Annotated in this window: 6 protein-coding genes; 3 read left to right on the top strand and 3 right to left on the bottom strand. The window is 60.8% G+C overall.

The window, feature by feature from the left end; all coding sequences use genetic code 11:
* Positions 1–163: 163 nt before the first annotated feature.
* The 3 genes from AADW18_RS17145 to AADW18_RS17135 form a co-directional block, all read right to left on the bottom strand.
* Positions 164–3361: a TonB-dependent receptor gene (locus tag AADW18_RS17145; RefSeq protein ID WP_337344619.1), complete on the bottom strand. Its 3198-nt coding sequence runs from the start codon at positions 3359–3361 to the stop codon at positions 164–166.
* 228 nt (positions 3362–3589) lie between these two features.
* Positions 3590–4945 (bottom strand): hypothetical protein, encoded by a 1356-nt coding sequence (locus AADW18_RS17140; RefSeq protein ID WP_337344618.1) that lies wholly within the window; start codon positions 4943–4945, stop codon positions 3590–3592.
* A gap of 166 nt (positions 4946–5111) precedes the next feature.
* Positions 5112–7934 (bottom strand): TonB-dependent receptor, encoded by a 2823-nt coding sequence (locus AADW18_RS17135; RefSeq protein ID WP_337344617.1) that lies wholly within the window; start codon positions 7932–7934, stop codon positions 5112–5114.
* A gap of 240 nt (positions 7935–8174) precedes the next feature.
* On the opposite strand from AADW18_RS17135, the gene AADW18_RS17130 reads away from it, so the two are divergent.
* The 3 genes from AADW18_RS17130 (at position 8175) to AADW18_RS17120 (ending at position 12948) form a co-directional block, all read left to right on the top strand.
* Complete coding sequence (locus tag AADW18_RS17130) at positions 8175–9194, top strand: sugar kinase (protein ID WP_337344616.1); 1020 nt, start codon at positions 8175–8177, stop codon at positions 9192–9194.
* 320 nt (positions 9195–9514) lie between these two features.
* Positions 9515–10411: a CoA ester lyase gene (locus AADW18_RS17125; protein WP_337344615.1), complete on the top strand. Its 897-nt coding sequence runs from the start codon at positions 9515–9517 to the stop codon at positions 10409–10411.
* A 77-nt stretch (positions 10412–10488) separates the two neighbouring features.
* Positions 10489–12948, top strand: a complete 2460-nt coding sequence (locus tag AADW18_RS17120; protein ID WP_337344614.1) for a sodium:solute symporter — start codon at positions 10489–10491, stop codon at positions 12946–12948.
* Positions 12949–13007 lie beyond the last annotated feature (59 nt).

Below are 13007 nucleotides of genomic sequence, written 5' to 3'. Positions count from 1 at the left end.
TATGGTTAGCAATCAGAGCCATGCATCCAAGCAGTTGTCGCTCGCATCATCCTGATGGAGCGCGTTACGTTTTCCACACCGCTCTCATCCCCGGAGTTTGGAATGGGTAGCCGGAGCGACAGGCCCGTTCGCTGTGGCGACGGACGTGCCGGCCGGCTGTGTGTCAGAACTTGTAGCGCGCCCCGATGTAGTACTGCCTTCCTGTGTGGGTGTATCTGTCCTGCAGCGATAGCACCGAATCCACATACCGGCTGTCTTCGGTATCCAGCAGGTTGATGGCCTCGAACGTCAGCGACAGGTTGTCGTTGACGCGGTAGGACATGTTGAAGTCGACGTTGCGCACGTCGTACTTGCCGGTCACGTCGGCGGTGGTCAACTGGTTGCCGTCCAGGTCCCAGACGTTCTCCTGGCTCAGGATCTCGTTGATGTAGCCATCGCGGTAGCTGGTGGAAATGCGCGCGCTGAACGTGTCGTTGTCGAAGTACAGCGTGGCGTTGTACGAGTTCGGCGACAGGTTGATCAGATCATTCTCGGTCAGTGTGGTCACTACCGTGTTGTTGTTGTTGGCCGCGGTGCTGAACATGTACTTGATCTGCGATTCGACGTGCGTGTAGTTCAACTGCACACCGAAATGACGCCAGAAACCAGGCAGGAAGGTGAACGGTTGCTGGTAGGAAAGCTCGAAGCCTTTCAGCGGGCCGCCCGGTGTATTGAAGAAGCTCTGCACGTTGAAAATCGTGTCCGCGGTGAAACCAGTCGGCAGCAGGTCCAGCGAATAGCCCAGATCGCCCCACGTGGTCAGCAGGCGGGTGCGTTGGATGTAGCTCTCGATGTCCTTGTAAAACACGGCGGCAGACAGCAACGCACCCTCGCTGAAGTACCACTCGGCACTCAAGTCGTAGTTGGTCGAGCGGAAAGGTTCCAGCTTGGGATTACCGAGGTTGATCTGGAACACGCGGCCATCGTCGAAGTAGCCGGTAGGACCGCCGCTGACGCCGGGCGACATCTGGGTAAGGGTCGGCCGCGCCATGGTCTTGGCCGCGCCGAAGCGGAGCACCAGGTTGTCGGCGATGTCCCACGCCATGTTCAACGACGGCAGCACGTCATCGTAGTCGTGCGACACGTCGCTCTTCACCAGCAGCCGGTCACCCGCGGCCGCGGTGGCGCTGGCAACACCGAAGAACGGCTCGCAGGCGCTGGAAATGGCAGCCGCATTGGTGGCGGTACACGGTGCGTAGCCCGAGGCGGTGATCTGCGTATTGGCGAAGCGCACGCCTACATTGCCGCGGAACGCACGGCCGAGCAGATCGGTGTTGAAGTCCAACTGCAGGTAAGCGCCCAGCGATCTTTCGTTGACTTCGAAGTTGTTGTTGGACGAGCCGAAATGTCCGACGCCCGCCAGCCGATAGTCGCCGCCGAGTGTTCCGCTATTGCAGTTGCAATAGATATCCAGCAGGTCGGCGATCTTGTTGAAGTCCGGAATCAGCCAACTGTTCGGAACATTGCCATCAAGACCGCTGCCAAAACCGGACAGCGTGGTGCTCAGGTCTGCGACAGTGACACCGGCAGGAAGCCCTTGCGCCAGGCGGCCGTAGCTGATGTGGCGGTATTCCTCCGAACTCATGTCGTAGTCCTTGTAGGACAAACCGGCTCGGAAGGTGAAAGTGGGATTGAGGTTGAACTGCAGATCTACCTTGGCGGTATCGAATGCGTTCTCGACGTAACTGGGATTGAGCCGCACTTCACTGATGTTGCCGCCGCGCGCGGTGCCGTTGCTGTTGACCGGCACACTGCCGTAGCCCAGCCATGACCATGCGCTGGGGTCGTTGAGCGCGAACGGGAAGGTCATGCTGGGCATTTCCCCGCCACCTCGCATGTCCAGCACGAAACCATCCAGGTTGGAGTTGTCGAAGCTGACCAGCGAGAACACCGGCCGCGCATAGTCCGACGAGGAATGGCCGACGATCGCATCCACGCGCACGTCGTCGTTGAACTGGTGCTCCAGGCTCAGGCTGAACTGCTTGAACTCGGTGCTCTCCTGGATATCGGACGACTCGGTACGGAAATCGACGTTGTCGAACACGCCGTAGACCAGACGGTTCTGATCATCCACCTGCGCCTCGCGCACGGTGATCTGCGTCTTGCCGCCCAGGTTGGCGGCGCGATGCAGGTTGGCGCCCAGGGAGTCTTCGCGTTGATCCTTTTCCAACTTCGAATACAGCGCATCGAAGTTGAGCAGGGTGTCGTCGGAGACTTTGAACTGCAACGCCGCCGTCACGCCCAGCCGTTCGATCTCGTGAGCGGTGCGGATGTAGCGCGGATAGCGCGGGATCCAGGCGTTGGTCGCGGTCTCGTAGGCGGCGATGTTCTCAGGGGTGTTGGCCGGCCGCGGAATGCCGGTGCCGCAGGCCGTGGCACTGATGCCATAAGTACCCCAACCGTTGTTGCGGTCCCGGTTGGCCTGGCTCGAGCCGGTTTCATTGGTGACCGGATTGCGTGGCGTTTGCGGGTTGTAACCCACTGGGCTGCAGAAACCGTAGGTGCCGTTGTTGGTGGCCGTGGCCTGGTTGGAGTTGCGGTGATTGCCGTGTTCCCAGCGCACCGGGTTGTAGCCTTCTTCGTAGACATTGCGCTTGCTGTAGGAAGCGGATAGCAATGCGCCGAAGCGACCATCGAGCCAAGTGTTGCTGATCAATCCGGAGATACGCGGATCGTTCTCTTCGGACAATTCGTTGTAGCCCGCCTGGCCGCTGAGTGATGCCTGGAATCCCTCCAAGTCGAACGGCCGCGAACCGCGCAAGTCGACGGTGGAGCCCAGCGAACCCTCGTCCATCTGCGCCGATTGGGTCTTGTTGACGGTTACCTGGCTGAACAGTTCCGACGCAAAAACGTTGAAGTCGAAACCTCGGCTGCGGTTTGGACCCGTCGAACCATTGCCGGCGGTGGACAACGCTTCCAGACCGTTGAGGCGCACGCGAGTGAAGTCGGCGCCCAGGCCGCGGATCGAAATGCGCTGGCCTTCGCCGCCTTCGCGGTCGATCGACACGCCGGCGATGCGTTGCATCGATTCGGCCAGGTTCTGGTCCGGGAATTTGCCGATGTCTTCAGCAAAAATCGCATCGACCTGCTCGACACGGTAGCGCTTCTCGTCAAGCGACTGCTGCAGGCTGGCACGGTAGCTGCCTTTGACCTCAACGTGATCCAACTCGGTCACATCTGTCTGCTGCGCGGCGGCGGCGGATTCCCTGGCGGCCGTTTCCTGCGCAGCCGCCGTAACGTTGATTTGCAGCGCCAGCGCGACCGCGCAAGCTAGCAAGGTAACCGGTGTCTTTTTTTGATGCGAATGGTGCCGAGTTGGCATTGGTTCCCCTCCCAGGGTTGATGCACAGTGAAAAACTTCGAATGGAAAGCTAATTGGGTAAGTGCTGGGTGGTAAGCGATAAGCGGTAACAGTGAGTAGCAAGACGGCTGCTTCACCTCTCCCATTTTTTAAAAGGGGGGTTAAGAGGGATTTGCTTTTGCTCTAGAAGTGACAGCACAGCCCCCGTAGCCCCCTTTTAGAAAGGGGGCAAAGCTAAGAGCTCATCACTCACTTGAAAGGCCCTGCCCCTTGTTTTACCGATACCGGTACCGTTCCGGTGGGCTCGATAGGGCCATGCAGCGTCGGCGTCCAATCCACGGTTCCGATCAGGGTGTTGCCGTTGGCTGCGTTGAACGCCGCCAGCGGATCGATCGCGCTGTTCTGCGAAACACCATTCAGCAGCGTGCCGGCGACATGGATCCGCTGGCCATTGAGACGATCGATGAAATATTCCGGTAGCACGGCGTCGTCGACGCGGAAGTGGTTGTTCTCCGCATAGATCTGCGACTCGGCACCGACGCCCCAGCTGTAGCCGTAGTGCTCCGCCGCCTGCGCGCTGACGGTGTAGTGGTTGTTATAGAGATGGATCTGCCCGTAGCGCACGCGCGGCGAGCGCTGGCCCACGTCTTCGAACAGGTTGTGATGCAGTGTCAGCCGCAACTTGCCGCGGTCGGCCACCGCGCTATCGGACGATCCAACCAGCATGGTCTTGTCGTGGTGGCTGAAGCGGTTCCAGGAAATCGTGACCAGGTCGGATTCGTTGGTGACGTCCAACAGGCCGTCGTGGACCTGGTAAAGCCGGCCGAAGTAGGTCGGCAGCAACTCATCGGCGGTGGCGACGTCGCGGAAACCATTGTGGTCAATCCAGACGTGCGTGGCATTGCGTATCGATATCGCATCGTACTGCGCGTTCCAGTTGCCTTGTACGCCATCCGTAGGCGACCACTGTGGGAAACAGTCGTAGGTGTCCTCGAATGTCAGGTTGCGAATGATCACGTTCATCGGCTGGTTGCCGCTGCTGGTGCTGGGACGGATGTCCAGCCAGGCACCACGGAACCCAGCGTCGCGCGTCGCACCCACAATCGTCGTGTTGGCGGGTACACGGATTCGCACACGGGCTTGTTGCGCGGCGACGGAAGCAAGCCGCGCGCGTTCCATCGGACCGGTGGGCGCAATGCGGCCCCAGGTCGCCGGATCGTAGGCGGTCAAGAATGATTCCAGCGAGTACGGGGCGCCGGTCTGCGGATCAGGGCGCTGATAATCGCTACAGGTCAGGGGCTGGTTATCCGCATCGACGTTCGCATCGATCATGCCTTCGACCAGAATGATCTTCGGCGTGGCGTCAGGAAAGGCGAGGGCGGCCACCAGGGCATTGCGATCGCGGACGGTATGCACGCGCGCCGGCGTAGCCGCGGAACCACCGGTCGTACCTTGTGGCAATGCGGAAGTGGGCAGCGAAGCCCAGCCATCCCCAACGGGTAATGTTTCGCGACTCAGGTCAGGGACATGGCCCGCATGAACAGCCGCGGATGACAGCGAGCATGCTGCCAGGACAACGAGTGCGGAAGAATGAAAGCGACGCATGAGGAGCTCCTTCTGAACGGACGCACGCGGACGCGTGCGGGAACGAATAGCCAAGCGGATCGCGGATGGGAATGAGAAGGCCGTCGACTCGTCGTCGTTGGAGAGACGAGTACCCATGGCAGAAGAAACAAAGCCCGGGCGGATTGCCCGCCCGGGCCGGACAACATTAGAACTTGTAACGCAGGCCCAACAGGTACTGGCGGCCGGTTTCGCTGTAATCCAGCGGTAGCTCACCGTTGGCGTTGGATACCCACGATTCCTGCGGCTCGTCGGTCAAGTTGATGCCTTCCAGGCTGACCTCCCACTGATCGTCGATCTTCCAGCGCAACGACGCATCGATCGTGGTGGTGCCGGTCTGGCCATGCACGCCGTTCAAGTTGTAACCGGCTTCGGTACCGGGTGCTTGCAGTATGTAGTCGTCGCGGTTGGTTGCCGAGACACGACCCGAGAAGCGGTCGCCTTCGTAGTACAAAGTGGCGTTCCAGGAGTGCGGCGACAGACCTCTGAGATCGGTCTTGAATACGTTGGCACCCGTGCTGGTGACGTACTGGATCTCCGACTGGACGTAGGTGTAGTTCAACTGCACACCAAAGTCGCTCCAAAAGCCTGGCAGGAAGGTGAAAGGTTGAACGTAGGTGGCTTCAAATCCCTTCAGCGGCCCGCCCGGAGTATTGAGCGGCACTGTGAATACGAAGTCTTCATTGACGCTGACGTTGGTGCCGTCGAGCAGACTGGCTGGCAAGCCACTGGACGCGTAGCTGCGCACTTCGCGAGTGTTCTGCACGAAAGTGTCGATGTCCTTGTAGAACAGACCCAGGCCAAGCATGGCACCTTCGTCGAAATACCATTCGAAGCCCAAGTCGAGGGTTTTGGCGCGGATCGGATCCAAGTCCGGGTTGCCGGCGGTAACGGTGCGCGAACCACCGCTTACGTTGACGGTCACGCCGGGAGTCAAGGCGCCCAGGTCCGGACGCGACATGACTTTGGCTGCACCCAACCGAATCAGGAAGTCAGGTGTGATCTCGGCCACGAGGTTCAACGAGGGAAGCGTATCGCTGTATTCGCGCGATTCCGTAGATGGAACGGGCGCACCGGTGCCGGTGGAGATGCCGGTGGAAATCTGTTTGGTGCGGACGTAACGCACGCCGAAGTTGCCGGAGAAAGGAACAGAGCCCAGGTCGGTCGAGAATTCGCCCTGCAGGTAAACACCACGATCTTCTTCCTTGACGCTGCGTGTGTTCGCCGGGCGCTCGGTCACCGCGAAAGCACCGCTGTTGCTATAGATGTTGAAGAAGTCAGCGACGGCGTCCAGATTGGGGACCACCCAAGTACCTGGCGAACCGGAGATACCCTGCAGACTGGCCAGCTGAGTCATGTCGACCGGCACGATACGGGTGCCATTGCTGAAGTTCGGCACAGCTGGCACGCCAGCGGCCGCCACGGCGCCCAGTCCCTCCGTCGCACGTCGCCATTCTTTGGTGGCGAACTCGTAGTCTTTGGCTTGCACGCCACCTTTGAGGCGGAAACCTGGGCTGATATTCCAGTTGAAATCCAACTGGGCCATATCGAAGTCGTTCTTTACCATCTGCGGACGGATGCGAATTTCGGCCAACGTCCAACCAGTGCCACTCGTCGGATCGATACCGTAGTTGATAACCGGCGCATAAAGATCGCCCCGATAGTCGTAGCTGTAGCCGTCGACGTTGTACTTGTCCATGATGATCGTGGTCTGGATCGGGTTCTCATGCTCTGAGCTTGAGGTGCCGACCTTGCCGGAGATCTTGAAGTTGTCGGTGAACTCGTGCTCACCTTCCAGGCCGAGCTGCTTGAACACGGTGTTCCACTCGTCGTGACGGCTCTCCGAACGCACGTCCACATCGTCGAAGAGACCATAGACCAATGCGTTGTTCTCGATCACGCCATCGCGGACGATCGTCTGGGGCTTGCCCACGGTGGGTGCCGTACCGGTGCCTCCACGGCTGAAAGAAATCGCCTCGATATAACTTTCGTCACGAACGGCATCGATCTTGGAGTACAGCGCGTCCAGTGAGAACTGCGTGCGATCCGTCGGTTTGAACTGCAGTGCTGCAGTTACGCCGAGGCGCTGTTGGTCGTGTTCCATCAGGGTGTAGCGCGGGAAGCGCGGGTGATAGGTATCGGCAGACAATGCAGGGGCAAATGGCGAAGCGGCGTTGAATCCTCCATTGCTGGTGCCATTCGCCCAGCGCCCACTACCCGTGCCTTCTTCCAGGGTCCGGCGATCCGAATACGCCACGGACAACAACGCGCCAAACTTGCCGTCGGCCCAGGTATTGGAAACCAAGGCAGCCAAGCGTGGATCGGCCTTTCCGGCCATCTCACCGTAGGTGGCCTGGGTACTGGCAGCGAGGGTGAAACCGTCATAATCGAACGGGCGCGCAGTACGCATGTCAACGGTAGCGCCCAGCGAGCCTTCCTCGACCTCAGCCGATGCGGTCTTGCGCACGATCAGCTGCGAAAACAAGTCGGAAGCGAACACGTTGAAGTCGAATCCGCGGGTGCGATTGGAACCACCAGACTGGTCCGAAGCACCGACCGAGGTCATTGCTTCCATGCCATTGATGCGCACGCGGGTGAAGTCCGGGCCTAGGCCACGGACGGAAATGTTGCGGCCTTCGCCGGCATCGCGCGTGATCACCACGCCCGGGATGCGTTGCAAAGATTCGGCCAGGTTGAGGTCGGGGAATTTGCCGATGTCTTCGGCCACGATCGCATCGACCACGCCGGCTTCGCCACGCTTGATGTCCAGCGCTTTTTCCACGCTGGCGCGATAGCCGGTGACGCTGACGGTATCCAGCGTATCCACGCTCTCCGGCGTTGCAGCGGTACCGGCGGTCGGCGCGGGTGTGGTTTCCTGTGCGGATGCGTTGACGCTCATTTGCAGCGCCAATCCAATCGAAAGGGCCAGCAAGGTAACCGGTGTCTTCCGGTAAGTGTTGCGAGTTGACATGTCTTCCCCTCCTCAAGGGACCATGGCCGCTTAAAAACGGCTGTTTTAGTTGCGTAAAACCAAGTTTCAATCACCTTTTACAGGTCGCCGGCGATAGAATGACACCGCTGGTCAAACGAAACGCTAACAGAGTGTGCAGTGCAGCAACAACTATTCCTTGGGAGGCCGTATCGTGTCCCCAGGACAACAGGGCGCGGCCGCCACTATTGCCATCACCAGGGACATTACGGGAGCGGAGTCATGCGGGGAAAGATCGTTTGTTTTGGAGAATTGCTGTTACGTCTGGCGCCGCCGGCCCGTCAGCTCCTGCTGCAATCGCCACAGCTGGACGTCCAAGTGGGCGGCGCGGAAGCGAACGTGGCGGTTTCGCTGGCACGTTTCGGACACGACGCTCGCATGGTCGGCGTGATTCCCGACAATCCGCTGGGCGAAGCCGCACGCGGCGAACTGCGTCGCTACGGGGTGGACACGCGTGCCGTGCAGGCGGTCGATGGCCGGATGGGACTGTACTTTCTGACACCGGGGGCCATTCAACGGCCAAGTGAAGTCCTGTACGACCGTGCGGATTCAGCATTCGCCCGCGCTGGTGGCGGACAGCATGATTGGCCAACCTTGTTGCAGGGTGTCGACTGGCTACACGTATCGGGGGTTACGCCGGCGTTGGGGCAGGCTGCGGCGGACGGCACGCTGGGCGCCATGCGTGCCGCGCGCGCCGCAGGTGTCCGGGTGTCGTTCGACGGCAACTTCCGGCCCAAGCTGTGGGAAGCGTGGCACGGCGATGCAGCCGGCATTCTGCGCGGCATCATGGCCGAGGCCGATGTGATGTTCGCCAGCCACCGCGACATCGAAGTGGTGCTGGGCCGCTCTTTCGAGCAAGCCACTGCGCAGGAACGTTTCGCCGCTGGCGCCGCCGCCGCTTTCGAAGCCTTCCCGCATTTGCGGCAGATGGCCGCGACCGTTCGCGTGCAGCGCAATGTGGATCACCACGCGCTATCCGCGGTCACCGCGTTGCGCAGCGGGCAGTTGCATACGACGCCCACGTACGAAGTGGCATCGATCGTCGACCGCATCGGCACCGGCGACGCATTCGCGGCGGGCGTGCTGCATGGCGAGATCGCAGGAATGAGCGCTGCCGATGGCCTGCACTTCGGCCTGGCCGCGGCCTGCCTGAAGCACTCGCTACCCGGCGATTTCAATCTGGTCAGCGTCGCCGACGTGATGGCATTGCTGAGCGAAGGCGGCTTCGACGTGAAGCGCTAGCGCGATTCTTGTGGGAGCGGCCTTTGCTTTCGTAGGAGCGGCGTCCCGCCGCGAGCTCTTGCCGCCAGATCGCGGCAGAAGCGAAGAGCTCGCGGCGGGGCGCCGCTCCTACAAAAAGGAAAATACCCACGACCGTAAGAGCGCCGTCTCGGCGCGAGCTCTTGGCTTTGTGCGGGTCTGGCGAGAAGAACTCGCGCCCAGCTGCAACCCAACATGCCACCGCGGCGCAGTCGCAACGAAAAGTTGCGTCTGAATATGTCTGGGGCGACTTTTCTTTGTTTCCGCTTCGCTCACACTGCGCGCCATGATGAGCGCGGCCCATGCGTAGCAAACTATTTGTGCCCGGCATACGGCCGGAGCTTTTTTCCAAGGCGTTGGCAAGCGAGGCCGACGCCTTGTCGTTCGATCTTGAAGATTCCGTACCGGAAGCGCTCAAGGCCGAAGCGCGAGACCGCGTAGCCGCGTTCGTGCGCCGCTTCGAGGTGCGTGCGGCCGCCAAGCTGATCATCGTGCGGCCAAATCCGCTCGCCACGCCCCATTTCTCCGAAGACCTGGGCGCCATCGCGGTGGATGGCGTGGCACTGATCAATCTTCCCAAGATCGAATCGGCCGATGATGTACTCACTGCCGTCGCGGAAATCGAGTGCGCGGAAGCCGCCAACCGCGTGGAAAGTCCCATCGGGTTGCTGATCAATATCGAAACGCCACGCGCGTTGCGAGCAGCGGCGGAAATAGCCAGTGCGCATCCTCGCGTAATGGGCTTGCAGCTGGGATTGGGCGATCTGTTCGAACCCTTTGGCCTGGCGCGACACGACGAGTCCAACGTGCACGCGGCCATGTTTGCGGTGCGCATGGCTGCGGCCGAAGCCGGGGTGTTCGCCTGTGACGGCGCATTCGCCGATCTCCAGGACGACGCGGGCTATCGCACGGAAGCGCAGATGGCACGGCGCCTGGGCTTCATCGGAAAGAGTTGCATACATCCGCGCCAGGTCGCGCTGGCCAATCAGGTATTCCGGGCGAGCGAGGCGGAGATCGCAGCGGCGCGACGGGTCGTCGAAGCGTCACGCCAGGCCGCGGCGAACGGCCGTGGCGCTTTCGTCGTGGATGGGCGGATGATCGACTTGCCCTTCCTCAAGCGAGCCGAGGCGATCGTGGCGGCCGAAGGCCAGGCACTCGCCAACCCGCCTGCGAACGACCATGCTGACGGAACGCGTTGAGCAGCATGGGCACTTCTTTCCCTTCGCCATATCGTGATGCGGTCTCGCATCGCGACCCGGAATTTTGCGCGGAACACATGACGAACACCTTCCAAGAGCCCCGCTACTTCCATCAGCCACCCGCGCGATTCGTCAGGCCTGGATATATCCGCTGGCTATTGATCCTGCTTTGCCTGTTGCTGGCCACGCCGGTGGCCGCGCAAAACCTGTCATCAGTACGGACCGGAGCGTTGCCCGCCTTGAAGACCGACATGCCGTTGACGGGCGTGACGAATATCGATGGCGTACCGGTGGCGGTAACTTCCACTCAGCTGTGGATGCTGGCGGGACAATCCTGGGAACCCGTTTCGTGGCAAACGCCACAGGCAAATGAATCGATAAAAGGCATTGGCGGTGACAGCCGGCGTGCCTACTTGCTGCTTGGAAACGCAGCGGACGATGCAGTGCGAAGCGTCAAGCGCGTCCAGGTGGAGCGGCGATCGCTGAAGACAACCGACATGCCCGCGCTGCCCGTGCCGCTGACGCAGGTCCGGCTGACGACGCTGGCGGACGTCGCGTATCTGACGGGAACGGATCCGAACGGACGCCCGCAGTTGCTTCGCCTCGATGCCACTGCTTCCGGCGATGCCTGGACCACCGTTCCCATCTGGCCAAGCGGTGGTGCGGCGAGCACGTTGGTGGCCCAGAAAGGCAGCCTGTTCGTGACCGTGCCGGATACCGCCACCCAAGGCGAACGGCTGTGGCGCTGGTCTGCCGACGATGGCTGGCAAAGCCAGGCACCAGTCGTCGGGCGGGTATTGGCGGATTCGGCACGCGCCATTGGCCAGGCACATGTGTTGTATCTGGTGAAGGAAAATCCGAACGCCGCGCCCGTATTGATGACGTTCCACGCCATCACCAGCGCCTGGTCGGCCATGCCCGACGCACAGGCAGCCAATGCCGGCATGACCGCGGCGTGGGGTAACGGATTGCTGTGGACGGTGCCTGGCCGCGACCCTGGCCAGGTGGAATTTCGCTACGCCGAATTGGAATCCGGCAAGTATCTGCTGAAGTGGCTGGATTGGCTGGTGATCGTGGTGTATCTCGCTGCCATGGTCGGCATTGGCCTGTATTTCTATCTGCACGAGAAGCGCAATTCGACATCGGATTTCTTCGTCGGCGGCCGCTCGATTCCGTTCTGGGCGGCAGGCGTGAGCCTCTACGCCACCAACACCAGTTCCATCAGTTTCATTGCGATTCCGGCGAAAGCATTCGAAACCAACTGGCAGTATCTGACCAACAATCTCATCGCCATCCTGGGATTGGTCTTCGTCGCCATCTGGATCGTGCCGCTGTTGCGGCGGCTGGATCTGATGTCGGTGTTCTCGTACCTGGAAACGCGCTTCCACCCGGCTATCCGTATGTTGGCGAGTGCGCTGTGCATCCTGATGCAGATCGGCAGCCGGATGAGCGTCATCCTGTTCCTGCCGTCGCTCGCTATTGCCACCATCACCGGTATCGACGTGGTGTGGAGCATCCTGATCATGGGCGTCTTCACTATCATCTACACCACCCTGGGCGGCATGAAGGCGGTGATCTGGACGGATTTCGTGCAGGTGTTCGTGATGTTCGGCGGGGCGATCTTCGCCATCGGCTTCATCATCTACAACCTCAACGGCGGCGTGCCGGAGTTCCTCACCACTGCGATGGCCGAGGACAAGATGAAGGTGCTGGATTTCAGCTTCGATCTGACCAAGGCCACGGTGTGGGGTTTCATCTTCCTGGTGGTGTTCGATGTGGTGCTGACCTTCCCGAAAGACCAGGTGTTGATGCAGCGCGTACTGTCGACCAAGTCGGATAAGGAAGCCGGGCGCTCCATCTGGATGTTCGCGGCCATCATGATTCCCGGCGGATTTTTCTTCTACATGATCGGCACCGCGCTATTCGTGTATTACAAGACCCATCCAGAGCGCATGAATCCGCTGCTGCCCATCGACGCCACGTTCCCGCTCTTCATCGCCGCTGAACTGCCGATGGGCGTCACCGGACTGATCATCGCCGGCATCTTCGCGGCCGCCATGTCCACGTTGTCCAGCATCATCAACAGCGTTTCCACCTTGGCTTCGGTCGATTTCTACGAGAAGCTGGCCAAGAAGCCAACCCCGAAGAAGAGCGTGCTGTTCGCCGAGATCATGGGCGTCCTGGTGGGTCTGTTCGGTATCGGCATCGCGCTGCTGCTATCGCGCTACGACATCCATTCGTTGTTCGATGTGTCGATCGAACTGGCCGGTTTGCTGGGTGGCGGATTCGCGGGCGCTTACACACTCGGCATGTTCACCCGGCGCGCGAACTCGCCCGGCGTGGCCATCGGCATCGGCAGCAGCATCGTGCTGACCACCTTGGCGTGGTCGATCAACCTGGTGCATCCGTATTTCTATCTGGCCATCTCCATCCTGTTGTGCATCGTCATTGGCTATGGCGCCAGCCTGCTGTTCCCGGCACCGCGCCGCTCGCTGGATGGGCTGACCATCTATCGGGATATCGGTCCGGCCGCGTAGGACTTGTCGATGTGACTCCTCCTGATAGTGCTCGCAGGCCTAATGCAATGGGCCGAAGG

The sequence above is a fragment of the Pseudoxanthomonas sp. CCNWLY206-1 genome, assembly GCF_039710385.1.
Taxonomy (GTDB): Bacteria; Pseudomonadota; Gammaproteobacteria; order Xanthomonadales; family Xanthomonadaceae; genus Pseudoxanthomonas_A.
The sequence above is the reverse complement of the archived record's forward strand: the minus strand, read 5'-3'. Positions and strand labels throughout refer to the sequence as shown.

Excerpts from the sequence above, each read along its gene's own strand:
- AADW18_RS17135 (WP_337344617.1), bottom strand. The coding sequence starts at position 7,934 with ATGTCAACTCGCAACACTTACCGGAAGACACCGGTTACCTTGCTGGCC.
- AADW18_RS17145 (WP_337344619.1), bottom strand. The coding sequence starts at position 3,361 with ATGCCAACTCGGCACCATTCGCATCAAAAAAAGACACCGGTTACCTTG.
- AADW18_RS17140 (WP_337344618.1), bottom strand. The coding sequence starts at position 4,945 with ATGCGTCGCTTTCATTCTTCCGCACTCGTTGTCCTGGCAGCATGCTCG.
- AADW18_RS17120 (WP_337344614.1), top strand. The coding sequence starts at position 10,489 with ATGACGAACACCTTCCAAGAGCCCCGCTACTTCCATCAGCCACCCGCG.
- AADW18_RS17125 (WP_337344615.1), top strand. The coding sequence starts at position 9,515 with ATGCGTAGCAAACTATTTGTGCCCGGCATACGGCCGGAGCTTTTTTCC.
- AADW18_RS17130 (WP_337344616.1), top strand. The coding sequence starts at position 8,175 with ATGCGGGGAAAGATCGTTTGTTTTGGAGAATTGCTGTTACGTCTGGCG.